23 protein-coding genes, 1 tRNA gene and 1 pseudogene are annotated in these 22832 nt (G+C 54.2%); 16 read left to right on the plus strand and 9 right to left on the minus strand.

Translation table 11 applies throughout. The features are described 5' to 3' along the window. Positions 1–23: 23 nt before the first annotated feature. Both wrbA and BWM17_RS03900 read right to left on the minus strand, forming a co-directional pair. Complete coding sequence (gene wrbA / locus BWM17_RS03895; protein ID WP_309492615.1) at positions 24–647, minus strand: NAD(P)H:quinone oxidoreductase; 624 nt, start codon at positions 645–647, stop codon at positions 24–26. A gap of 61 nt (positions 648–708) precedes the next feature. Beyond that, positions 709–1200, minus strand: a complete 492-nt coding sequence (locus BWM17_RS03900) for a hypothetical protein (RefSeq protein ID WP_309492616.1) — start codon at positions 1198–1200, stop codon at positions 709–711. Between the two features lie 164 nt (positions 1201–1364). Here BWM17_RS03900 and BWM17_RS03905 point away from each other — a divergent pair, with 164 nt between their 5' ends. Further along, positions 1365–2480, plus strand: coding sequence for a HesA/MoeB/ThiF family protein (locus BWM17_RS03905; RefSeq protein ID WP_309492617.1), 1116 nt, complete (start codon positions 1365–1367; stop codon positions 2478–2480). A gap of 18 nt (positions 2481–2498) precedes the next feature. Here BWM17_RS03905 and BWM17_RS03910 read toward each other — a convergent pair whose 3' ends face one another. Then, a complete protein-coding gene (locus tag BWM17_RS03910) occupies positions 2499–2876 on the minus strand; it encodes a hypothetical protein (protein ID WP_309492618.1) in 378 nt (125 codons plus the stop codon). Positions 2877–3026: 150 nt separating this feature from the next. Between BWM17_RS03910 and ilvB the strand changes: the two genes are divergently transcribed. Further along, complete coding sequence (gene ilvB, locus BWM17_RS03915) at positions 3027–4697, plus strand: biosynthetic-type acetolactate synthase large subunit (protein WP_309492619.1); 1671 nt, start codon at positions 3027–3029, stop codon at positions 4695–4697. A gap of 51 nt (positions 4698–4748) precedes the next feature. Here ilvB and BWM17_RS03920 read toward each other — a convergent pair whose 3' ends face one another. The 5 genes from BWM17_RS03920 to BWM17_RS03940 all read right to left on the minus strand — a co-directional run bounded on the left by BWM17_RS03920 (position 4749) and on the right by BWM17_RS03940 (position 8217). After that, a complete protein-coding gene (locus BWM17_RS03920; RefSeq protein WP_309492620.1) occupies positions 4749–5174 on the minus strand; it encodes a hypothetical protein in 426 nt (141 codons plus the stop codon). Positions 5175–5266: 92 nt separating this feature from the next. Next, a complete protein-coding gene (locus BWM17_RS03925) occupies positions 5267–6190 on the minus strand; it encodes a thiamine pyrophosphate-dependent enzyme (protein ID WP_309492621.1) in 924 nt (307 codons plus the stop codon). Then, a complete protein-coding gene (porA, locus tag BWM17_RS03930; RefSeq protein ID WP_309492622.1) occupies positions 6190–7368 on the minus strand; it encodes a hypothetical protein in 1179 nt (392 codons plus the stop codon). Before porA ends, BWM17_RS03925 begins: the two co-directional genes overlap by 1 nt. After that, on the minus strand, positions 7365–7670 hold the full coding sequence (gene porD, locus BWM17_RS03935; protein ID WP_309492623.1) for a pyruvate synthase subunit PorD: 306 nt from the start codon (positions 7668–7670) through the stop codon (positions 7365–7367). Before porD ends, porA begins: the two co-directional genes overlap by 4 nt. Then, entirely contained in the window at positions 7663–8217 is a 555-nt protein-coding gene (locus tag BWM17_RS03940; RefSeq protein ID WP_309492625.1) for a pyruvate ferredoxin oxidoreductase subunit gamma, read from the minus strand. Before BWM17_RS03940 ends, porD begins: the two co-directional genes overlap by 8 nt. 106 nt (positions 8218–8323) lie before the next feature. Here BWM17_RS03940 and BWM17_RS03945 point away from each other — a divergent pair, with 106 nt between their 5' ends. The 5 genes from BWM17_RS03945 to BWM17_RS03965 all read left to right on the plus strand — a co-directional run bounded on the left by BWM17_RS03945 (position 8324) and on the right by BWM17_RS03965 (position 11532). Then, positions 8324–8974, plus strand: coding sequence for a 50S ribosomal protein L16 (locus BWM17_RS03945; protein WP_309492626.1), 651 nt, complete (start codon positions 8324–8326; stop codon positions 8972–8974). A gap of 67 nt (positions 8975–9041) precedes the next feature. Continuing rightward, positions 9042–10028, plus strand: coding sequence for a diphthamide biosynthesis enzyme Dph2 (gene dph2, locus BWM17_RS03950; RefSeq protein ID WP_309492627.1), 987 nt, complete (start codon positions 9042–9044; stop codon positions 10026–10028). Then, the gene (locus BWM17_RS03955; protein WP_309492630.1) at positions 10015–10662 is read left to right on the plus strand and encodes an METTL5 family protein; all 648 of its coding nucleotides are present in this window, start codon (positions 10015–10017) and stop codon (positions 10660–10662) included. Before dph2 ends, BWM17_RS03955 begins: the two co-directional genes overlap by 14 nt. Next, on the plus strand, positions 10659–11216 hold the full coding sequence (locus BWM17_RS03960; RefSeq protein WP_309493720.1) for an exosome complex RNA-binding protein Csl4: 558 nt from the start codon (positions 10659–10661) through the stop codon (positions 11214–11216). The genes BWM17_RS03955 and BWM17_RS03960 overlap by 4 nt, the downstream gene beginning before the upstream one ends. Before the next feature lie 16 nt (positions 11217–11232). Further along, the gene (locus BWM17_RS03965; RefSeq protein ID WP_309492631.1) at positions 11233–11532 is read left to right on the plus strand and encodes a DNA-directed RNA polymerase subunit L; all 300 of its coding nucleotides are present in this window, start codon (positions 11233–11235) and stop codon (positions 11530–11532) included. Positions 11533–11536: 4 nt separating this feature from the next. Here BWM17_RS03965 and BWM17_RS03970 read toward each other — a convergent pair whose 3' ends face one another. Then, positions 11537–12082, minus strand: coding sequence for an isochorismatase family cysteine hydrolase (locus BWM17_RS03970; RefSeq protein ID WP_309492632.1), 546 nt, complete (start codon positions 12080–12082; stop codon positions 11537–11539). Positions 12083–12242: 160 nt separating this feature from the next. On the opposite strand from BWM17_RS03970, the gene cmk reads away from it, so the two are divergent. From cmk to BWM17_RS04020, 9 genes and pseudogenes are all read left to right on the plus strand, one after another. Then, a complete protein-coding gene (gene cmk, locus BWM17_RS03975; RefSeq protein ID WP_309492633.1) occupies positions 12243–12932 on the plus strand; it encodes a (d)CMP kinase in 690 nt (229 codons plus the stop codon). Beyond that, on the plus strand, positions 12817–13158 hold the full coding sequence (locus BWM17_RS03980) for a 50S ribosomal protein L14e (RefSeq protein ID WP_342766491.1): 342 nt from the start codon (positions 12817–12819) through the stop codon (positions 13156–13158). The genes cmk and BWM17_RS03980 overlap by 116 nt, the downstream gene beginning before the upstream one ends. After that, positions 13155–14164: pseudogene (locus BWM17_RS03990) on the plus strand (RNA-guided pseudouridylation complex pseudouridine synthase subunit Cbf5). Before BWM17_RS03980 ends, BWM17_RS03990 begins: the two are co-directional and overlap by 4 nt. Positions 14165–14222: 58 nt before the next feature. Then, positions 14223–14334: transfer RNA gene (locus tag BWM17_RS03995), tRNA-Ser, on the plus strand. A gap of 238 nt (positions 14335–14572) precedes the next feature. Beyond that, on the plus strand, positions 14573–14830 hold the full coding sequence (locus tag BWM17_RS04000; protein WP_309492637.1) for a DNA-directed RNA polymerase subunit H: 258 nt from the start codon (positions 14573–14575) through the stop codon (positions 14828–14830). A gap of 6 nt (positions 14831–14836) precedes the next feature. Next, a complete protein-coding gene (locus BWM17_RS04005; RefSeq protein ID WP_309492639.1) occupies positions 14837–18187 on the plus strand; it encodes a DNA-directed RNA polymerase subunit B in 3351 nt (1116 codons plus the stop codon). A 1-nt stretch (position 18188) separates the two neighbouring features. After that, the gene (locus tag BWM17_RS04010; RefSeq protein ID WP_309492641.1) at positions 18189–22025 is read left to right on the plus strand and encodes a DNA-directed RNA polymerase subunit A'; all 3837 of its coding nucleotides are present in this window, start codon (positions 18189–18191) and stop codon (positions 22023–22025) included. Between the two features lie 16 nt (positions 22026–22041). Then, positions 22042–22353, plus strand: coding sequence for a 50S ribosomal protein L30e (locus BWM17_RS04015; protein WP_309492642.1), 312 nt, complete (start codon positions 22042–22044; stop codon positions 22351–22353). A gap of 3 nt (positions 22354–22356) precedes the next feature. Then, positions 22357–22794 carry a NusA-like transcription termination signal-binding factor gene (locus BWM17_RS04020; RefSeq protein WP_309492643.1) on the plus strand — a complete coding sequence of 146 codons (438 nt, stop codon included), beginning with the start codon at positions 22357–22359 and terminating at the stop codon, positions 22792–22794. The last annotated feature ends 38 nt before the right edge of the window (positions 22795–22832 follow it).

Raw genomic sequence — 22832 nt, forward strand, 5'->3', positions numbered from 1 at the left:
CAAGTTTTCTCCGCCGAAACATCTCAGCCTTTGATTTTCTTTGCTATTTCCGCAACCCTTCGACCTAGAGTTTTAGCTATTTCTAGATCGTTCTCGGTGGGAGGCCTGTCCGCCATGGGGCCTGAAACCGAAGAGGCCCCGTAGGGGCTTCCTCCTCCTGTCTCGAGGGAGAAGAGCCGCTGTTCGGAGTAGGGAACACCAACGATAATCATACCTAGATGGAAGAGAGGCATCATGGAGGTGATTATGGTTGTCTCTTGGCCTCCGTGAAGGGTACTGGTGCTGGTGAACACTCCGGCTACCTTGTTTTCCAAGGCTCCCTTCTCCCAGAGGCTGCCGGTGCGGTCGATGAACTGCTTCATCTGGGCGCTCATGTTACCATATCTGGTGGGGGTTCCGAAGACTATGCCGTCGGCTTCCGCTAAATCTTCCGGCTGGGCTGTGGGAATGCTGGAGAGTTCCTCTTTCACTTTTTTAAGCCTTTCATTGGCTTCGATCACTTCTTTGGGGATGAGTTCAGGTACCTGTTTCAGCGAAACTTCAACGCCCTCGACGCTTCCAGCCCCCTGGGCTACCGCCTTAGCAAGCTTAGCCACGTTTCCGTACATGCTGTAGAAAACAACCAAAACCTTAACAGAATTAGCCATTTCTTTCACCACATTTATAATTATATATCTTTGTTTATTTAGTTTGCTGGTTACTAGTTTTTTAACCATTTTTCTCAGATCGCTCCTTTTTCGAGAGGACTAGAAGTTTCTGTTTCAGTCTATCCAAGTCTCCCAGCAAGTCCGGGGGAATGGGCGTCCTCCCAACCCCGTACTCGTCAAGGTAGAGAATTCGGTCCCCCACTTTCCCGAAATTGGTAGGTTTCAAATCCAGAAAGTAGCCTTTACTCTGAGCTTCAACAATGATGGTGAGGGCGCCTTCCACCTCCTTCAGCGAACGAAAAGAAACAGGCTGAGCATATTCATGAAAACTGGCCACAGCGAGCTGAGGTTTTCCATTCCATTCCACTGCCCCTAAAATGGTGCCGAAGTACTCCGGGAAAAAGGAGAACTTCTCCCTTATCCTTTTAAGATAGTGGTGACGGGCTTTAGCAGCTTTGACACTCTGCTCTCCCCATTTTTTAACCTTGAACACTGAGTCGTCTACCCTGTAGACGTCGGTGTGCAAGCCTTTGAGAAGGCTTTTTCTGCTCACGGCTTCAGGTTTGCCCTTTACGCAGTTTAACAAGGGATCAACCGTCTTTGGTGAGTGAACTCTCCGTCTTCCCTAGGTAGATATTCCCGCGGAATATAAAGAGTTAAATCTGAGCAACCCTATCTAGGAAAATGTTTCCTCAAATAGTTTAAAGAAGCCAAGAAGTGAAGCTTGAAGTTCAGGGGACAGAAAAGTTGAAGCCCAAAGTCAAAGCCTTAACCCAAGAGGAAATTGAAACCTACTCTCGGCAGATAGTGCTCAAGGACATAGGCTATGAGGGACAGTTAAAGCTGAGGAACGCCAAAGTCTGCATCATCGGCCAAGGCGGCTTAGGCAATCTGGCCTCCATGCAGATGGCCAGCATGGGAGTCGGATACCTCCGCATTGTAGACAGGGATGTGGTGGAGCGGTCGAATTTGCATCGGCAGCCTCTCTACACGGTGGAGGACTTGAACTATCCTAAAGTCGAAGCGGCTGCCAAGAGGCTGAGCCGGCTGAACCCTGACACGGAAATAGAAGCTTTACCTCTCTCTGTAAACGATGATACAGCGGAGAAGCTGGTTGAGGGAGTAGATGTGGTGGTGGACGGCTTGGATTCTATCGAAGCTAGGTACGCTGTGAACAGAGCCTGTGTGAAGCTGGGGGTTCCCTATGTTTTCGGGGCGGTGTCAGAAGTTTTCGGAAACCTTTCCACCATCATCCCCAGAGAAACGCCTTGTCTCCAGTGTTTCTACCCGGACTTCAAAGACTACATGCTTCCCGCCTGCGCCGTGGTGGGGGTTCACCCTTCCATCATAGCCGTGATCACAAGTCTTCAAGTTTCTGAGGCAGTTCGAATCATAAAGGGGGACTCCCCCCTTCTAGCGGGGGCTCTTTTATACTGTGACCTCCGTAACCTCTCCTTCGATAAGGTGAAACTGGCCCCCCAGCCCAACTGTCCCACCTGCGGGGTGAAAGCTTCCCAAATCCGCCCCCGTGAGCAACGGGAGCCTGTGGAGGAACTCTGCGGAAGAAGTGGTAAGAGGACCTTCGTGGTCACTCCCCGAAAGGAGCTAGACCTAGACTGGAAGGCTGTGGATAGAGCTCTCAGAAAATTGAAGGCTAAGGTTAAGGTTAAAGCCAAACTTGGGGTAACCTACACTCTCAGCAAGGTTTCAGTGAACCTTCTTAAGAGCGGAATCATGATCCTCAATGGAATTAACACAAAAGAGGAAGCTCTCTCCATCTACCAGAAGCTTCTGGTGGACCAGTTGAACATCAACCACAGAGAGCTCTGGTAATCCTATTTCAATTTTCTTTCAGGCTTTTAAACCGTAAACAGCCTTGCCTATTTCTACGAAAAGCTCAGGTTTTGAGGCTCCGAAGAAATTCTGCTTCAGCCACGCTACCCTAACCCCTTGCTCTGAGAGGTAGATGTTTAAGCCTTTTTTCTCCATCTTCAAACTCAGCCTCCCAGCCAAGGCTTTCACAGCCTTCACAGTGCCGGCGTCAAACTTCACCATGTCCCTTCGGTCGCTGTACATTCCGAGGATGAGGGGGTTGAAAGCGAAGAGCCTGTTCACTTTGAAGGTTCCCTCCCCAAATTCCGGGAAACCAAGCTGGATGCCAGCCTCAGTGATACCTTCTCTTTTCTTTTTTTCCACGTATTCCACAGCTTTCCTAAATGCTTCAGCCACTTCGTGTCACCTTTCAAAATCAAAATTTTTATATCACAATCGCCTATTAAACCCGCGCTTTATCGGTGAGATAAAAGGCAGGAAATACCTAAAAACTCGGAGAAGCGGCAGCCGCTGCACTTGGCACGTCTCTTCCGGGGGCGGGCGTTCATGGTTGTAATGTCTGGCGCTAAGGCTCTTGTGGAGTCGTTGAGAAGGGAAAAAGTAGAGGTGATCTTCGGCCTCCCAGGCGGAGCCATCATCCCGGTTTACGATGAGCTTATCGACTCAGGGATCCGGCATGTGCTGGTCCGCCATGAACAGTGCGCTGCCCATATGGCCGACGGCTACGCCCGGGCCAGCGGCAGGGTAGGCGTATGCATGGCCACCTCAGGGCCGGGAGCCACTAACTTGGTCACAGGCTTGGCCACGGCTCAGATGGACTCTTCACCTCTCGTGGCCATCACCGGCCAGGTTCCAACTCAAATGATAGGCCGGGACGCCTTTCAGGAAGCGGACATTGTGGGGGTGACGGCTTCTATCACCAAGCATAATCTCCAACTGAGGGATGCGGAGGAGATTCCCTACGCGGTGAAGGCTGCCTTCGAGATAGCCAATTCAGGTAGGAAGGGCGTTGTTCTCCTCGACCTCCCGAAAGACGTTCAGATGACGGAAAAAGACATGGTCTTTCCGGAGAAGGTGGAGTTTGCCAGAGAGCCTCTCCTTGAACTTCCCCCCTTAGAGAATTTGAAGAAGGCTGCCCGGCTTCTGGAGAAGGCGGAGAGGCCGCTGATACTGGCTGGAGGTGGGGTGGTGGGCTCAGGGGCGCTGGAGGAGTTTCGAACCTTGGTGGAGCGGTTGAAGGCGCCGGTGGCCACGGCTCTCATGGCCAAGGGCTGCATTCCAGAAAATCACCCCCTTTCTCTAGGTTTGATGGGGATGCATGGGATGCCTTATACCAACAGGCTTCTCTTCGAAGCGGATGTCATTCTGGCAGTGGGCTTCCGATTCTCAGACCGCACCATCGCCCCGGGAAAGACTCTGCCCAAGGAAACCAAGGTAATCCATATTGACATAGACATTTCGGAGATAGGGAAAAATGTGGAGGTAGACATTCCCCTTCAAGGAGATGCTAAAAAGTGTTTGAAAGCTATACTAAACCTGATGGAGGGTCCCCTTCAAGAAAGTCGAACCTCCGCCTGGCTGAGACATGTGGAGGAGCTTAAGCGAAGCTTCAAACCTCGGGAAAGCCCTGAAACCCCCGGCTACCTCAAACCTCCCCGGTTGATGAAGGAGCTGAGGGACATCCTTCCCCCCAATGCTATCGCCACCACCGAAGTAGGCCAGAACCAAATGTGGGCGGCTATCTATTTTAAAACCTACCATCCCAGAACCTTCATCAGCTCCGGAGGCCTAGGAGCCATGGGCTTCGGCTTCCCCGCTGCCTTGGGCGCCAAAGTAGCCAAGCCTGAGGTGCCTGTGGTGGACATTGCGGGGGATGGAAGTTTCTTGATGAACGAGCAGGAGCTAGCCACTTCGGTGAAGGAGGGGATCCCCGTCACGGTGATCATCATCGACAACAGGATGCTGGGGATGGTAGCCCAGTGGCAGCGGGCTCTCTACCAGCGACGCTACTCTCAAGTGGAGCTGGGGAACACCCCCGACTTCGTCAAGTTGGCGGAAGCCTACGGAGCCTTCGGCTTGCGGGTCGGCTCCTATGAGGAGTTTCGGAGAGCTGTCAGGGAAGCTCTCAAGAGCGACGTGACCACCGTTATCGACGTTCCTGTTTCCCCGGAGGAAAACGTCTCCCCCATCTCCATACCCGGGGCTCCGGAAGGCTGAGGGCCGGAAAACTCGCCCCGTGGGGCTGTACTTTTCAGTCCTAAGCTGCCCTTATGGCTTAGCGGGGTGGGAGCAGACGTTGTCTTGGGAAACGCAAATATCGCATTTGAAGTCCAGCGAGCCTATGTCCGTCATGTGCAGCTGGCAGAATTCGCGGCTCGACCGGATGAGGACGCAGGCTTCACAGAGGTTGAGGATGGCCTCCACGGAGGGCACTTTCCCTCCAGCGACGAAGTTGGCTATTTCCTTGACCTTCTTCCCCACTTCCTGGATTTTTTCAACCCTCACCCGGTAGCCTTTCTTGTCCTCATGCCCCCGCTTTTGGGATAGATACCAGCTGATGGCAGCCTGGGTTATACCCAGCTTCTCCGCGGCTTGGGTTTGAGTGAAGTTGTGGGTTTCGATGAGCTCCTTGGCTATCATAGCCCTCATGACGGGCAGCACGTGTTTGACCACCAGTTCGCAGGGGGGATGCATGAGAAACCGCCATATCTAGCCTTGAATGACTCAATGAATTTAATCGCCAAAGAAATATATAAAGAGGGGGCTTCCTTCAACGCTATCCAGCGTTAGGAGGCGTTTTCTCCGCAGAGGCGGAGGATCCTCTGCCAGTTTTCGTCGACGATTCGCTGGATCTCCTCCAACAGTGGCTTGTTTTCAGGTTTGAAAAGATGCCTAAACCGGCCTTGCGCCTTTAGGTATTCACTGACCGGTATGGGCTTGGGCACTGGGAGGTTGAGCTTGTATTTTCCTTTCTCCACTTCGTAGATGGGGAAATACCTGCTCTGAACAGCCAGCCGAGCCACCGTCACGCTCTGCGCCATGTCGCTGCGCCATCCCCGTGGGCAGGGAGCGAAGACGTGGATGACCGCAGGGCCCTCTACTTCTAGGGCTTTCCTCACCTTGGTCATGTAGTCGTTCCAATAGGCCACGGAGGCTGTGGCTGCGTACTCGATTCCATGAGCCACGCAGATGCCTATGAGGTCCTTCTTCAGCTGAAGCTTCCCCGGGATGACGGAGCCCACCGGCGTGGTGGTCGTCCAAGCGGCTTTGGGTGTGGCTCCCGACCGCTGGATCCCCGTGTTCATGTAGGCTTCGTTGTCGTAGCAGATGTAGACAAAGTCGTGGCCTCTCTCCAAGGCTCCGGAGAGCGCCTGCAGTCCGATGTCGAAGGTTCCCCCGTCGCCTGAGAAGGCGATGATGTCGGCTTTTTTGGCTTTTCCTTTTTTCTCCAACACCTTCAAGGCTGCTTCGATGCCGCTGGCCACTGCCGCTGTGTTCTCGAAAGCGGTATGAAGCCATGGAATCCTCCAAGAAGTGTAGGGGTAGATGGTGGTAGCCACCTCCAAGCAGCCTGTGGACTCGGTGACGATGGTGGGGCCTCGGGCGGCTTTAAGGGCCATCCTAGCGGCCATGGAGGCTCCGCAGCCAGCGCATAGGCGGTGGCCTGGAGCCAGCGGCTCTTCTTCAGGCAGCTCCTTCAGCTTGACCATTATTCCCTCACCCCCACGAAGGCGGTGGGCAGTTCTGTGATTTCCGTTTCAGCCGTCTGCAGTGCCTTCTTTAAAACTTGCTCCAGGTCTGAAGGTGTGATATCCCGGCCTCCTAGGCCGTAAACGATGCCCCAGACCCTAGGCCTCTGCTTCGCGGCGTAGAAAACAGCCTTAACGTCGCTGCATAGGGGAGCTGAGGGGGCTCCGAAGCTCAGCGCCCTGTCCAGTACGGCGATGACCTTCAGGTGGCTGGCTTTTTTCAGCAGGTCCTCCGCGGGGAAGGGCCGGTAGAGGCGGAGCTTTATGGCTCCTACTTTTTTCCCTTCCGCCCGCATCTTATCCACGACCACCCGGGCTGTTCCCGCGGTGCTCCCTGAGCACAGAACCGCGACTTCCGCATCTTCCAAAGCATGGGTGTGGAGGGCAGCATAGGCTCTCCCAGCAAGTTCGCCGAATTCTTTCCCCACCTTCTCCACTTTGGTGGGGACGCGTTTCATGGCTTCCTCCTGCTGGACTTTAAACTCGAAATAGTAGTCGGGAAGGCAAAGGGGACCCACGGTGGAGGGTTTTTCAGGGTCCAGTTTGAAGGCGACTTCCCTTTCCGGCAGAAAACTTCTCACCTCCTCATCCCCCAAGGTTTCCACTCCTTCCATGCAGTGGGAGACGATGAAGCCGTCTAGGTTGACGGTGATGGGCAGGAGGATTTCAGGGTCTTCGGCTATCTTGAAAGCTTGAATCACCGAGTCATAGGCCTCTTGAGCGTTTTCGGTGTAGACTTGTATCCACCCGCAATCCCGGGAGCCCATCATGTCCGAGTGGTCACCGTGGATGTTGATGGGCGCGGAAAGCGCCCTGTTGGCTACCCCCATGACAATGGGGCATCTGAGGCCTGAGGCTGCGTACATCATCTCATGCATCAGGGCTAACCCTTGGCTGGCTGTGGCGGTGAAGACCCTAGCCCCCGTAAGGCTGGCTCCTATGCAGGCGGACATGGCTGAGTGCTCAGATTCCACGCAGATGTACTCCGTGTCCACCTCTCCGTCGGCCACATATTCGCTGAATCTTTCCACGATGACGGTTTGAGGGGTTATGGGGTAAGCGGCCAACACATCCACGTCGCACTGCTTGGCAGCGTAGGCCACGGCCTCGTCGCCGGTTAAACCTAGGATTTTCCTCACCGGGCTTCCTCCTCCATTCTGATGGCCTTTACAGGACATTCGGTGGCGCAGATTCCGCAGCCCTTACAGTAATCGTAGTCGATTTCCACAAACTTGTCCCTCCGGATGATGGCGGGTTCCGGGCAGTAAATCCAGCAGATCAGACAGTTGGTGCACTTTTCAGTGTCCACCACCGGTTTGAAAGTCCGCCATTCTCCCGTCTTATATTCTACGGAGGAGCCGGGTTCAGGTATGATGGCGGCTGCGTGCAAGGTTTTCCACCCCGGTTTTTCTGTTTTGCCGGGTTTCCGTTTTTCACCCATCCGCCCTCACTTCCTCGTAGGCTCTTCGAATGGCGGCGATGTTGCTTTCCGCGATTTTTCCGGAAAACCGCTCCCGAACAACCTGGACCACCGAATCTAAGGACACTAAGTCCGCTGCTTTAACCAAAGCTCCCAGCATGGCTGTATTGAAGATAGGCCTGCCGAGGGTGTCCAAGGCTATTCTAGTGGCGTTGACCGTGAACATCTTGACGTCCCCCCGGCCGATCTGCTTCCTGAGCTCTTGAGGGGTCACGTCCGTGTTGACAACTAAACAGCCGCCTCCCTTCAACCCTTCGGCTACGTCGATTCCTCCCATGAGGGTGGGGTCGAGGACCACGGCTACATCGGGTTCGTAGACTTGACTGTGAACGTGAATGGGTTTCTCACTGATGCGGGTGAAACCCAGAACGGGGGCGCCGGTGCGTTCAGGGCCGAACTCTGGGAAGGCTTGAACGTATTTGCCCTCCCGGAGGGCGGCGTAGGCAAGGAGCTGGCTCACTGTCACCACGCCTTGCCCGCCTCTTCCATGCCACCGAATTTCCTTCATCTCAGGTTTCCCACCGAAACCTTTCAGCTATTTAACTCGCCACCCTATATATAGGTTAAAACTTGAACGCCTGCGAGAAAACTGTTTTCTACGCTTAAGATGTCAAATGGAGGTGAAGGCAGAAGCTTTAATAAAGTTAGCAGTTAACAAAAGAAACAACTGGAAACCTGCCCCCAAAGTAGGCCGGAAGCCTTTAAGCTTATATAACCAGAAGCCTTGCAAACATAGGCTGGGTTCAACCATGAGGGGAGGCAACTACCGCATAGGCAGAAGCATGCCCTACGTGAAGAAGGAGTACATAGGCGGAGCTCCGCCTCCGAAAATCACCAAGTTCACCATGGGAGACACTAAGGGCAGCTTCACCCACCGGCTTCAGCTTCTCTCCCAGAGGAGGGTTCAGATAAGACACAACGCCATCGAGGCGGCAAGGGTGGCTGCCAACAAGGTTCTCTTAGACAGGCTGGGGGAAACCGGCTACCGCCTCCGAGTCCGAGTCTACCCCCACGTGGTCTTGAGGGAGAATAAGATGATGGCCTTCGCAGGAGCGGATAGGCTTCAGGAGGGAATGCGGAGGTCCTTCGGGAAACCCGCTGGGCTGGCGGCTAGAGTGGAAATAGGGCAGCCTCTGCTGGAAGTGGAAGTAAACGAAGAAGGCGTTGAAGCCGCCAAAGAGGCCCTTCGCGTAGGGGCCAGTAAGTTTCCCACTCCCTGCACTGTGGAGATAACCTCAGCTTCCCCTCAGCAGCCTTCTCGTTGAGGAGCGCGCTCAAGGGGAGTCCGTCTTTCGGCTGAAGTGAAGCGGGAGTAATCGGTTAGAGTTTTGAATGCTGGTTGCCATGAGCTTTAGGATTACGGCTGAGGAAGCTGTGAAAATTATCCTGCAAAAGGGAGCTCAAAGGGTGCTCCTTCAGCTACCCGACGGCCTTAAGCCCCACGGGTTTAAACTGGCTGAGGAAATCACCCGGAGGACAGGGGCGTTGGTTTATGTTTCCGCCGACCCCTGCTATGGAGCCTGCGACACCGCTTGGGAGGAGGCGGAGAGGTTGAAGATAGACCTCCTGATCCACTACGGCCACAGCCCCATGCCCACGGAGGGGGGAGTGGAAACGGTGTATCTGGCGGTGGAGGGGGAAGCCGACTTGGAGGCGTTGGTGGAGAAGGCTCTCCCCTTGGTGGAGGGCTACAGGAAGCTGGGTTTAACGGCTGCCGTTCAGCATGTTCAAGCCTTGGGAAGACTGAAAGAAATTCTCGCCGCCCGAGGAATAGGCGCCGAAATAGGCCCTGCAGCCGGCCGAGTAGCCTACGGTGGACAGATTTTGGGCTGCGACTACACCACGGCTCAGAAGATCCGGTCTGCGGTGGATGCTTTTCTCTACTTGGGAGGAGGCCTCTTCCATCCCTTGGGGATTTTCATCTCCACCGGGAAGCCTGTGGTGGTGTTAGACCCCTACCTAGACCGGGTGATGGAGGTTTCGAAGATGGGGGCGAAGCTCATGAAGCAAAGGCAGGCAGCTGTCGCCAAGCTTCTGGAGGCGGAGAAACTGGGGATACTGGTAGGGCTCAAGCCCGGGCAGCGAAACGTCCCGCAAGCCGAAGCCTTGAAGGAGAAACTGGAAAAGCTGGGGAAAAAGGCGGTTCTCCTCTGCGTGAGGGAAGTCACCCCCGAAGTTTTAGACAACTTCCCAGATGTGGAGGCCTTTGTGAACACCGCTTGCCCTCGAATAGGGTTCGACGACGGCTTCCGCTTCAGAAAACCTCTGGTCACACCGGAGGAAGTCTCCAAACTGCTGAGAAACCATGGAGAAGCCTAGGTTCTTGGTGAAAAGGAAGCAGCTGGAACGTTTCCTTTCCCAAGTTAAGCCCCACCCAGCCCCCAAACTTTCCCTGGAGCAATATACCACACCGGCTCCCTTGGCGGCTGCTCTGCTCTACACGGCAGCATACACCTTCGACGACATCGTCGGCAAAACCGTCTGCGACCTAGGCTGCGGAAGCGGAATTCTCTCCCTCGGGGCAGCCTACCTGGGGGCGGAAACCGTGGTAGCCGTGGATGTGGACAAGGCGGCGGTGGAGGCGGCGAAGGAAAACGCGGAAAGATTCGGCTTGGAGGTTGAATGGGTGGTGGGCTCCATAGAGCTCTTGAGGGGGGCTTTTCACACAGCCTTGCAGAATCCCCCCTTCGGGGTGTGGCGGAGGGGGGCTGATGTAGGTTTTCTGAGGAAAGCTTTATCCCTAGCCTCCACGGTCTATAGCATACATAAAAGCAGTGAAAAGGCTAGGAGCTACTTGGATAGGGTGGCGAGAAGCCTAGGCGGCCGGGTTACCGCGGTTTTTGAGTCGAAGCTGACCATACCGCGTCAATTCGGCTTCCACAGAAAACCTGAATACGAGGTTAAGGTTAACGTTTACAGAATCGTGAGGGATGAAGGACGGCAGCCTACCTGAAAAGGTCTGGAAAATTTGTAACTCCCGGCGACAAGATCGGGTCCATCGAAGAATTCAAGCCTGGGAGAGGCACCTACGAGCATCGAGGAGCCATCTACTCTCAGATCACAGGGCACATCATGGTGGATAGGGATAAAAGGGAGGTCAATGTCTTCCAGAGAACTCGAACTCCGCCGGTGCCCAGAAAAGGCAACATCGTGGTGGGAGAGGTTCAACAAGTCCAAGACAAGATGGCGACCCTCCGCCTGTTTAAGGTGGGTAGAAGCGAGCTTAAGAAGCCCTTCACCGCCATCGTCCACGTGTCCCTAGCAACCCAAGGCTTTCTGAGGTCGATCTACGACGCCTTCAAGCCGGGGGACTTAGTGCGCGCTCAGGTGGTGGGGGATGAAAACCAGCCTTTCCAGTTGACCACGGTGGGAAGAGAGTTGGGGGTCATTCAGGCTTCCTGCAGCCGATGTGGAAAGCCTTTGCTCCTCAACCGAAAACAGCTGATCTGCCCGCAGTGTAGGGCTGTGGAGAAGAGAAAAATAAGTGAAAAATACGGGGAGCTTTAGCTCAGGCGAAACAGCCATGAACGTGCTTATCTCTAAAAAAGGAAAGAACGAGTTGGAGTTTGAGCTTCAAGGAGAAACCCACACTCTGCTCAACCTGCTTCAGAAAACCCTCCTCAAAAATAAACGCGTCGAGTTCGCAGGGTATAGGATCCCCCACCGACTTGTGGACGCAGCTGTTTTCTACCTCAAAACCACCGGAAACCTAGAGCCGGTGGAAGCCTTGTCGGAGGCTGCTGAGGAAATCAAAAACGAAGCTGAAGAGTTTAGGAGAAAAATGGCGAAGGCCTTGGACGCCTTTGAACGGGGAAAAAGCTGAGGTTTCACCCCATTTCTTCGAGGACTTCCCGCGTGGACATCACCGAGGCTTTATAGAATTTTTTCAGATACTCCAACCCCGATCTATGGTCTTCTTCACTGAAGGCCTCCACCCCATCTTCTGGTATTATTATCTTGTAGCCTCGGAACATGGCGTCGGCGGCTGTGTGTTTCACGCAGCAGTTGGTATGCAACCCCGTCAGGATGACTCTGTCCACCTTCAGCTCCCTCAGCAAAATGTCCAAGTCGGTTTCGAAGAAGCCGCTGTACCTTCTCTTTTCGATGACGAAATCTCCCTTTTGCGGTTTGAGCTCGTCGATGACCTCCGCTCCCTTGGTTCCCTTGACAGCGTGAGCGCCCCACACGTCGAACTCCGCGTCCACAGCAGGGAGGTGGGCGTCGTTGGCGTAGATGACTTTGACGCCTTTTTTCCTCGCAGCCCTTATCAGTTTCCTGATCTGCGGGATGATCCTCTGAGCCCGTGGGCATTTCAGAGCGCCCTTGACGAAGTCGTTCAACATGTCGATGACTATTAATGCTGCTTTGGCCAACCTGTTTCATCCTCCTATGTTGGAGTACAGTATCGACAACATGCCTGATTTATTTTTCCCTTCAGCCGAAGCCTTTCCAGCCATGTGGGCTTGGGCTGTGTTTATGTAGGTGGAGAAACAATCAGGATTTAATCCCTAGGAGAAGCTGGGTTGAAAGATGGTGGAAAGACTTTCAGCGAGTAAAGCGGTCATCACCATCAGCGGCCTTCACGGAACGGGAAAGAGCACCTACGCCGAAGCTTTATCCAAAGACCTTGGGCTGAGGCACGTCTCAGCCGGAAGACTGTTTCGGCGGCTGGCTGAAGAGAAGGGGCTGAGCCTTCGAGACTTGACCTTCCAAGCTGTGAAGAGCAGGAAGATCGACAGCCTTGTGGATGCGGAGATCAAGAAGGAGGCTGAAAAAGGGGGGGTCGTCGTCGACGGTCTTCTTTCAGCTTGGATGGCTGGGGAAAACGCTTGGGTTAAGGTCTACCTCTACGCTTCCGACGAAGCGAGGTTCAAACGTATCGCTCGAAGGGATGGAGAAACCGTGGAGCAAGCTAGAAAATCAACCTTAGAGAGAGAGCGTGTTGAAAGGGCGCGCTACAAGAAGTTTTACGGCATAGACCTTGAAGACCTAACCGTCTACGACATTGTTTTGAACACGGAGCTTTTCCCCCTCAAGTCCAGCCTTAAATTATTAAGCAGCATAATAAAGGAGTACTTGAAATTCAAGTTGAAGGAGGCGGATGGCATTGTCTCTGCTGGAAGTAGGAAGAGTATGCATCAAAAAAACCGGAAGAGAAGCGGGAAAACAATGCGTGGTAGTGGACATCATCGACAAAAACTTCGTCCTCGTAACAGGACCTAAAGACCTAACAGGCGTTCGCAGAAGAAGAGCCAACATCGACCACTTAGAGCCAACGGAGCAGAAGATCCCCCTGAAAAGAGGGGCTGACGACGAAACCGTCATGAAGCTTTTGAAGAAAACCGTGGAAGAAGCAGCTCCCAAAAAGAGAAAGAAGCCCTCCAGAAAAAAGGCGAAGGCTGAAGCCCCGCCGGCCGTGGAGGCGCCTGAAGAGGCGAAGGCGGGATGAAGCGAACCCCCCTACCTTGGGAGCCTTCTAGGGAGCTCAAAGTCAAGGATGAAGCGACAACCGACAAAAAATACGGAAAACCCCCGGAAAAGAGGGAGCTGACGGAGCATCTGCGCTTCGGCTACGTCAACCTTGACAAGCCGCCTGGGCCCTCAAGCCATGAGGTAACAGCATGGGTGAAGAGGGTTTTGGGCGTAAAGCACGCCGGCCACGGCGGGACCCTTGAGGCGGATGCCGCCGGGGAAATCCCGGTGTCACAGGCGTGCTTCCCATCGCCTTGGAGGAGGCTACCAAAACTCTCCAAGCCGTCTTGGCTGGGGGAAAGGAATACGTCGGCGTCATGAAGCTTCACGGCGAAGTGGTCTATGAGGACGTCATCAGAGCTTTTAAGGAGTTTCTAGGGGAAATCTTCCAGAAGCCCCCCCTCAAGGCCTCGGTTAAGCGAAGAGTCCGGGTTCGAACCGTCTACTACGCCCAAGTCCTTGAAGCGGAGGGAAGAACTTTCCTTTTCCAGCTGGGATGCCAAGCTGGAACCTACGTCAGAAAGATCGTCCACGACCTCGGGGAGGTCCTAGGCTGCGGCGCCCACATGGTGGAACTGCGGAGAATCCGGGCAGGCCCCTACACAGAGGGAGCAACCCTCACCAAGCTTCAAGACCTAGCCGACGCCTACGCGGCTTGGAAGGAAGAAGGGGACGAGAGACTCCTCAGGGAGGTCATCCAGCCTGTGGAAAGCTCAGTGGCCCTACTTCCCAAGGTCTACGTGAAAGACTCGGCGGTGGAGGCCCTCTGCCACGGAGCCCACCTGGCGGTGCCCGGGGTCTCCAAGCTGGACTCGGGCATTACCCCCCAAAGCCTCACCGCCATCCTCACCCTCAAAGGGGAGCTGGTGGCCTTGGGCAGAGCCCAGCTTTCCACCGACCAAATAATGGAAAGCAGCCGGGGGATAGCCTTCAAGACGGAGAGGGTCATCATGCCGCCGGGAACCTACCCCAAGGCATGGTAGGCTAAGAGCTGGGAAAGCTTAAAACCCTCGGAAACATCATTTCCCTTCGACTTCCCCCGCCGGAGTCGCCTAGCGGTATGGCGCAGGCCTGGAGCCCCCTCTGAGGCTTCTGAAGCCTGAAAGCCTGTGGGCCTTCTGGGCCCCCGGGGGTTCGAATCCCCCCTCCGGCGTCAGAATTGAGGCTGGAACTTGTTGCGGGTAAGCCGCTTAATCGCCCAGTTGAATGACCCCCTTGCGAGGGGCAGAAAAAGAGTGGGAAATGATGCTACCTTTACCCACACAGGCTTTCAGTTTGAGGCCATAAAAGTTTATTAATGCCGCGGCTGGCTTCTAACTGTGCTTGTTGACCTATCTCATAGGGCAGAGGTTACTTTTTAGAGAGCAGGCTGGGGAGAGGATTTAATATTTATGTCTAAAAAAGATGAAGGAGAATTCAACATCTTCAACCACGAACTCGTCCCTAAGCATATTCTCCTCTCCAAGGAGGAAGCCCGCGAGGTCCTGGACCGCTATAAGATCATGCCCTACCAACTTCCCAAGATTAAGGAGTCAGACCCTGTGGCTAGGGCTTTAAATGCAAAGCATGGGGACATTCTCAAAATCTTGAGGGAAGGCGGGCCGGCAGGCGCGGCGGTATACTACAGATACGTCATCAAGGAGAGGTGAAGGATTTTGGCTGTCTCCCAGAATGAAAGATACTTGCTGGTGGAAGGCTTCCTCAAACAGGAGGGACTGGTGAAGCAACATCTAAACTCCTACAACTCCTTCATAAACCGAGGTATTCAGGAGATCATCGACGAGGTTGGCGGCATCGACATTGAAGCTGAACACCGGTACAGGATCAGGTTTGGGAAAATTGAGATTCGAAGGCCTAGAATTGTTGAGGTCGACGGCTCCGACCATGAGATCTACCCCTTAGAGGCGAGGATTCGAAATCTCTCCTATACAGCGCCCGCATACTTGGAGGTTTGGATAGAAAAGGATGGGAAGAAAAGCGTATCCTTAGACCCCGTCTACATCGGCGACCTCCCTATCATGGTGAAGTCGGAAAAATGCCACCTCTCCGAGATGAGCGAAGATGAGCTTATCTCCATCGGCGAAGACCCTAAGGACCCTGGGGGCTACTTCATCATCAACGGCTCTGAGAGGGTTATTGTCGCCCTCGAAGACCTAGCCCCCAACAGGATAATCGTCGACTACGAGGAAACTGGGACTACCGCAACCTACAGGGCTAAGATCTTCTCCACCACCGTCGGCTTCAAGGCGAGAATTGAAGTGAAGATGAGGGCGGATAAGTCCATGCACGTCTCCATCCCCGGAGTCGTCGTGGACATACCCTTCGTCGTCCTGATGAAGGCCCTAGGACTTGAGGCGGACAAGGACATCGTCGAAGCCGTCTCCCTGAAAAGGGAAGTCCAAGAGCTACTGGAGCCTTCCTTCGAAAAATCGGAGGGTATCATCAAAACCAGAGACGCCATCCTCTACATTGGAAACAGGATAGCCTTCGGCTACGCGGAGGATTACCGGATTCGAAGGGCTGAGCAGGTTATCGACAGAAACTTTCTCCCCCATCTCGGAAGAAACCCGGAAAACCGCATCGAGAAAGCCTACTTTTTGGCTGAAGTAGCCAACCGAATGATTGAGCTGAGGTTGGGGCTGAGGAAACCGGATGATAAAGACCACTACGCCAACAAGCGGCTTAGGTTGGCTGGGGAGCTGCTCGCCGACCTGTTCAGGGTTACTTTCCGAAATCTCTGCAGGGATATGAAGTACCAGCTGGAGAGGACCAGCCTGAACCGTGTGGGCGCCGTGGGCGCCATCAACGCCGCCGTCAGACCCGGCATCATAACCGAGAGAATTCAGCATGCCTTGGCCACTGGAAACTGGGGGAGGGGAAAGGTTGGCATAACTCAGCTTCTCGACCGCACCAATTACATTTCAACCCTGAGCCATCTTCGACGCCTTCAATCACCTCTAAGCCGAAGTCAGCCTAACTTTGAGGCTCGAGACCTTCACTCAACCCACTGGGGTAGGCTGTGCCCCAACGAGACCCCTGAAGGGTCTAACTGCGGGCTTGTGAAAAACATAGCCCTCTCAGTTTCCATTTCCGTAGGGGAGCCGCTGGAGAGAGTTAAGGAAATTCTCGAATCCTTGGGGATGGTAGACTCAACCAAGGCTGATGAAGAGCTGAAGTCTAGGGGCGCCAAAGTTTTCGTGGACGGCCGTCTGGGATATGTCGAAGACCCCGTCGGCTTTGTTCAAAAGCTCAGAGAAATGCGGAGGAAAGGGGAGATCAGCCGGGAGATCAACGTAGCCCTCTACGAGTATACCTCCGAAGCCGGAGTCCTCCGGGAGGTTTATGTTTGCTGTGATGCAGGGAGGGTGAGAAGGCCGCTCATCATCGTGGAGGACGGAAAAGCCAAGGTTACACCCGAAGACTTGGAGAAGCTGAGGAAGGGTGAGACAGGCTGGGACTATTTCCTGGAGAAAGGCCTCATCGAGTACTTGGACGCTGAGGAGGAGGAAAACGCCTACATAGCCATGGAGCCTGAGGACTTAACCCCTGAGCATACGCATCTGGAGATAGCTCCCAACACCATACTGGGCATATGCGCCTCCATCATCCCCTACCCAGAGCACAACCAGTCGCCTCGAAACACCTACGAGGCCGCCATGGTTAAACAAGCTTTGGGAATATACGCTTCTAACTATTTCCTGCGGACGGAGTCTCGTTCTCACCTCCTCCACTATCCTCAAGTCCCCTTGGTTAAAACTGACCTCATGCGGATGATAGAATACGACAAAAGGCCTTCTGGCCAAAACTGCGTGGTAGCCGTTCTTTCCTATGAAGGCTACAACATGGAGGACGCTTTGGTCTTCAACAAGTCCTCGGTGGAAAGAGGGCTGGGCCGCTCCACGTTCTACCGCATCTACGACGCTGAGTCCAAGCAGTATCTGGGAGGTGAAAGAGACCGGTTTGAAACACCTGAGCCTGGAACCATAGGCTTCCGGGGGGAACATTATTACAGGTTCCTAGAACCCGACGGCATGATAAGCGTTGAAACCGAGGTCTCCGGCTCCGACGTGCTGGTCGGCAGAACAAGTCCTCCCAGGTTTTTGGAGGAATACAAGGAGTTCGAGGTCAGAGGCCCCACTCGAAGGGACACGTCCATCAGCATGAGGCCTTCTGAGAAAGGCGTGGTGGACGCTGTCCTGCTCACAGAGACATCCCAAGGGAACAAGATAGCCAAGGTGAGGGTCAGGGACATCAGGGAGGCTGAGCTTGGCGACAAGTTTGCCTCCCGCCACGGGCAGAAGGGGGTCATCGGAATGCTGGTTCCCCAAGAGGATATGCCCTTCACCGAAGACGGCATCGTTCCCGACATCATCATCAACCCCCACGCGTTTCCCTCCCGGATGACCATAGGCCAGTTTGCGGAGGCCATGGCGGGTAAGGTAGCAGCCATCCTAGGAAGACCTGTAAACGGGACGCCTTTCTCCAACGAGAAGATTTCGGACCTGAGACAATATTTGAAGAAGTTGGGCTTCCAGCATGGAGGCAGGGAAACCTTCTACAACGGAGTGACCGGTGAGAAGTTCAGGGCTGACATCTACGTGGGCATCGTCTACTACCAGAAACTCCATCACATGGTCGCGGATAAAATGCACGCGAGGGCGCGGGGGCAGGTTCAGATGCTGACCCGGCAGCCGACGGAGGGTCGAGCCCGAGGGGGAGGGTTGAGGTTTGGAGAGATGGAACGAGACTGCCTCATAGGCCACGGGGCTGCCATCCTGCTGAAGAACAGACTGCTGGATGAGTCTGACAAGTATACCATATATGTCTGCGAGAAATGCGGGTACATCGCCTACTATGACGCTCGGCAGCGAAAATACGTCTGTAACATTTGCGGGGAAGACGCTGTTGTTTCCGCTGTGACCATATCCTACGCGTTTAAGCTGCTGCTTCAAGAACTGATGAGCCTTTGCATCGCGCCTAAACTGATCTTGGAGGAGAGGACGTGAAATGTCGGCGGCGGGAGTTTTCGAGGAAGCCACCAAGGCCATCAAGAAGATAAAATTCAGCATTCTATCCCCCCAAGAGATCAGAAAATACTCCGTGGTGGAGATCAGGGAAGCTGACACCTACGACGAAGACGGCGCGCCCATCGCCTCAGGCCTAATGGACGAAAGGCTGGGAACCCTTGAACCTAGAACCCGGTGTAAAACGTGCGGAAACACCGCGGCCCGATGCCCCGGCCACTACGGCCACATCGAGCTGGCTACGCCGGTCATCCACGTGGGCTTCATAAAGTACATTCACGAGCTTCTCAACGTTTTCTGCAGGGAATGCGGAAGAATTCTTCTCCCTCCGGATAAAATTGAAGCCTACGTAGCTAAGATCGAGAATGCTAAGAGGGAGACCGGAACCGATCCGGTTCACGTCTACGAGGCTGTGAAGCATGAGGCTAGGAAGAGTAACCGCTGCCCCCACTGCATGAAGAAGCCCATGTTCGTCGAATTTTCGAAACCCACCAACTTTTTTGAGCATACCGAAGAGGGTCCTAAGCCCTTAGACCCTTCCAGCATCCGGGCTCGCCTTGAACTGATCCATGAAGAGGACCTGAAGCTACTGGGCTACGACCCGTCCTCCTTCAGGCCTGAATGGATGATTCTGCAGGTTCTCCCCGTCCCTCCGGTGAGCGCCAGGCCTTCCATCATGCTGGAGTCAGGGATCAGGTCGGAGGACGACCTAACCCACAAGCTGGTGGACATCATCCGCATCAACAGGAGGCTGGACGAATATGCCTCCGAAGGCGGTGCCCCGCCTCTCATCTTCCATGAACTTTCAGACTTACTTCAATACCATGTGACCACCTATCTGGACAACGAAACCTCCGGTATCCCCCCAGCGCGGCATCGGTCCGGCCGGGCGTTGAGGACACTGTCTCAGCGGCTTAAGGGGAAGGAGGGGAGGTTCCGAAGCAACCTCTCGGGGAAGAGGGTGGACTTTTCCGCTAGGACGGTTATTTCGCCGGATCCCAACCTCGCCATCAACGAGGTGGGAGTGCCCTTAGATATTGCCATGAGGCTTACCTACCCTGAAGTGGTCACAGAATGGAACTTAGAGGAAATGCGGAAGCTGGTCACCAACGGCCCGTCGACCTATCCTGGGGCGCTGTACGTCATCAGGCCTGATGGTAAAAGAATTAGGCTGGAGTTTGTAGCCGACCGGTCTAAGATAGCCGAAACCCTGCTGCCTCTCTTCATCGTGGAGAGGCATCTCAAGGACGGCGACGTGGTGATCTTCAACCGACAGCCCTCCCTCCACCGGATGTCCATGATGGCCCATAGGGTCAAGGTGCTTCCATACAAGACTTTCAGGCTTCACCTCTGCGTCTGCCCGCCTTACAACGCGGACTTTGACGGGGATGAGATGAACCTGCATGTTCCTCAGACAGAGGAGGCGGTGACAGAGGCTCTTGTCCTCATGCAGGTTCAGGATCAGATTCTCTCCCCCCGCTACGGCGGCCCCCTGATAGGAGCGATAAGGGACTTTATCACAGGCGCCTATCTTCTGACAAGAAAATCCACTTACCTCAAAAAGAGTGAGGTCTGCAGCTTGCTGGCTTCCATAGGCTACAGTGGGCCGCTTCCAGAGCCTGCGGTGACGAAGCCTGAGCCTCTCTGGTCTGGTAAGGATATCTTCAGTCTCCTTCTCCCCAAGGAACTGGACTACGTCATGAAGTCTAACATCTGCCAGAACTGCCCTGAATGCGATGAGGAGGATTGCAAGAACGACGCCTATGTGGTGGTGAAGAACGGAAGGCTGCTCATGGGCGTCATTGACAGGAATGCTGTGGGGGCTGAAAAGTCGGAGAGCATTCTTCACAGGGTTGTGAAGGAATACGGCTCAGAGGCTGCCAAGGACTTTCTCAACGCCCTTTGCAGGATGGTGAACACCTATATTGCCATCGAAGGCTTCTCCTACTCTCTCGACGAGTTGGACATCTCCGAGGAGGTCAGAGAAAAGATAGCGGCTAGGGCTAGGGAAGCCAAAAAGCGCATAGACGAGCTGACGGAGCAGTTTAGAAAGGGCACCCTCACCCGGCTGCCGGGTCAAAGCCTCGAGGATTCCTTCGAAATTTACGCCATGAACGAGCTGGCCAAAGCTAGGGATGACGCTGCGAAGCTGGCTGACAAATACTTCGGCATGGACAACCGGGGCAGCATGATGACTCGGTCAGGGGCCAGAGGTTCCAGCTTGAACATCGGCCAGATGACCGCCTGCGTAGGTCAGCAGTCGGTTAGAGGGAAGAGGATCATCCGAGGGTACAAGGATCGGGCGCTAACCCACTTCAAACCCGGAGACCCAAGCCCCGAGGCCCGGGGATTCGTCTACTCCTCTTACCGGGATGGGCTTTCACCCTCCGAGTTCTTCTTCCACGCCATGGGAGGAAGAGAAGGCTTGGTGGACACGGCTGTCCGAACCCAGCAGAGCGGGTACATGCAGCGGAGGCTCATCAACGCCCTTCAGGACATAAGGGTAGAGTATGACGGAACAGTTCGAATGGCCACCGGCGAGGTGACCCAGTTCAGCTACGGTGAAGACAGCGTCGACCCTGCGAAGAGCGACCATGGGAAAGCGGTGAACATCGAAAGGCTTATTGAAAGGATTAAACTGACCCATGGGAAGGGAAAGCCTGCTGGCGAAAAATACGTGGAGTCCAAAGTTGAGTCTGTTAAGTCGGAGTTGACCCCTCTGCTGGTGGAGGAGCTGCGGAAAAACCTTCTTAAGGCTAAGTTGAACAAGGCGGGAGTAGATTACGCTGTGGAGACCACCGTTAACAGCTACAAGAAAGCGAAGATCGAACCCGGGGAATCCAGCGGGATCATCGCCGCCCAGTCCATAGGGGAGCCCGGAACCCAGATGACTTTGAGGACCTTCCACTTCGCAGGGGTTAAAGAGAGAAATGTCACCCTCGGGCTTCCTAGAATAATCGAGCTGGTGGACGCGAGGAGGGTTCCTTCCACCCCTATCATGAACATCTACCTGAAGAAGGAGTTGCGGAAAAACAGAGAGAAGGCTGTGGAGATCGCCCGGGACATCGTTTACACCACAGTCAACAACGTGGCTTCCAGTGTCTACATCGACCATGTGAAGGCTGCTGTTGTGGTTAAGCTGTCTAGGACAAGCCTTGAGGAGCGGGGGCTCACTGCCAAAGATGTGAAGGAAGCCTTGAAGCTTCTCGGATGCGCTGTCAAGTCTGAAGGGGACATGACCATCTTGGTGAAGCCGGCTACGGTGGAGGAGTTGCCGAAGCTTCTGGACAAAGTTTCCTTCTATCACATCAAAGGAATTCACGGCATAAGGCGGGCGCTGGTGACCTTTGACAAGGGCGAGTGGACTATTCAAACCGACGGGTCGAACTTGGCGAAAATATTAAAAGTTCCAGGCGTGGACACCACCCGAACCACCACCAACAACATCCACGAGATAGCGGCGACGCTGGGCATAGAAGCCGCCAGAAACGCCCTGATAAACGAGATCAAAAGCGTCCTCGACGAGCAGGGTTTGGATGTCGACGTGAGGCATGTTATGCTTGTGGCTGACACCATGACCTTGGAGGGGGAGATCATGCAGATAGGCAGGCATGGAATAAGCGGGGAGAAAGCCAGCGTCCTCGCCAAGGCTGCCTTCGAAATCACCGTCCCAACCCTCATTCAAGCTTCAGTTCGAGGCTACGAAGACACTTTAAGCGGCGTGACGGAGAACGTTATCTGCGGCCAGATGATCCCTGTGGGCACGGGGACCATAGACCTTTATATGATGCCGGCGAACAAAGGATCCAATCAGGCATGAAAGCTGACTTATGGTGATGACTTCCGTGGTTGACTTGACGAAGGCTCTGGCGATGCTCGTCAAGACGGGGAAAGTAACCTACGGATTCAAGGAAACTCTGGAAATGTTAAAAAGCGGAAAGGCGAAGATGATCATCTTCGCCGGAAACTGCCCGGCTGAGAAAAGAGAGCAGCTGGAAAGACTTGCGAAGCTCTCTCAGACACCCATACTTCAATATCAAGGTTCAAGCGTGGATTTGGGTTTGACTTGCGGTAAACCCTTCACGGTTTCAGTCCTAGCAGTCAGGGAAGTGGGCGATTCAAAGATTCTCAAGCTGGTGGAAAGATAAAAATTGTCTGGGAAGATCAAGCTCACCGCTGAGGAAATGCGCTACATAGCCCTCTTTGAAAGCATAACAGGTGCCACCGCCAAAGACTGCCTCATCGACAACCACCAGAACAAGCTTATCTTTGTCACCAAGGAGCATGAGGCAGGCTTAGCCGTGGGTAAAAACGGCGGCAAAGTGAAGACTTTGAAGAGGGTGACAGGCAGGGACATTGAAATCGTCGAGTACGCCGTCAACCTTCAAGATTTCATAAAAAACGCCTTCATGCCTGCGAGGATCAAGGAGATAAGAGTCACGGAGAGGCTTGACGGAAAAAAGATAGTGGTTGTGAAGGTTCATGAAGCCGACAAAGGAATGGCCATAGGCAGAGGTGGAGAAAAAGCCGCCCGAACCAGGCAGCTGGCTAAGAGATACTTCGGCGTAGACAACATCGTCATCGTCTGAGCAACCCTGTCGTGAAAGGCTAATCTTAAATTTTTCCG

Source organism: Candidatus Hecatella orcuttiae, assembly GCF_002009985.1.
GTDB classification, from domain to species: Archaea; Thermoproteota; Bathyarchaeia; order Hecatellales; family Hecatellaceae; genus Hecatella; species Hecatella orcuttiae.

Bases quoted from the DNA above. Each gene is read 5' to 3' on its own strand.
- wrbA (WP_309492615.1), bottom strand. From the start codon at position 647: ATGGCTAATTCTGTTAAGGTTTTGGTTGTTTTCTACAGCATGTACGGA.
- ilvB (WP_309492619.1), top strand. From the start codon at position 3,027: ATGGTTGTAATGTCTGGCGCTAAGGCTCTTGTGGAGTCGTTGAGAAGG.
- BWM17_RS03920 (WP_309492620.1), bottom strand. From the start codon at position 5,174: ATGCATCCCCCCTGCGAACTGGTGGTCAAACACGTGCTGCCCGTCATG.
- BWM17_RS03925 (WP_309492621.1), bottom strand. From the start codon at position 6,190: ATGGTCAAGCTGAAGGAGCTGCCTGAAGAAGAGCCGCTGGCTCCAGGC.
- porD (WP_309492623.1), bottom strand. From the start codon at position 7,670: ATGGGTGAAAAACGGAAACCCGGCAAAACAGAAAAACCGGGGTGGAAA.
- BWM17_RS03940 (WP_309492625.1), bottom strand. From the start codon at position 8,217: ATGAAGGAAATTCGGTGGCATGGAAGAGGCGGGCAAGGCGTGGTGACA.
- BWM17_RS03945 (WP_309492626.1), top strand. From the start codon at position 8,324: ATGGAGGTGAAGGCAGAAGCTTTAATAAAGTTAGCAGTTAACAAAAGA.
- dph2 (WP_309492627.1), top strand. From the start codon at position 9,042: ATGCTGGTTGCCATGAGCTTTAGGATTACGGCTGAGGAAGCTGTGAAA.
- BWM17_RS03955 (WP_309492630.1), top strand. From the start codon at position 10,015: ATGGAGAAGCCTAGGTTCTTGGTGAAAAGGAAGCAGCTGGAACGTTTC.
- BWM17_RS03965 (WP_309492631.1), top strand. From the start codon at position 11,233: ATGAACGTGCTTATCTCTAAAAAAGGAAAGAACGAGTTGGAGTTTGAG.
- BWM17_RS04000 (WP_309492637.1), top strand. From the start codon at position 14,573: ATGTCTAAAAAAGATGAAGGAGAATTCAACATCTTCAACCACGAACTC.
- BWM17_RS04010 (WP_309492641.1), top strand. From the start codon at position 18,189: ATGTCGGCGGCGGGAGTTTTCGAGGAAGCCACCAAGGCCATCAAGAAG.
- BWM17_RS04015 (WP_309492642.1), top strand. From the start codon at position 22,042: ATGACTTCCGTGGTTGACTTGACGAAGGCTCTGGCGATGCTCGTCAAG.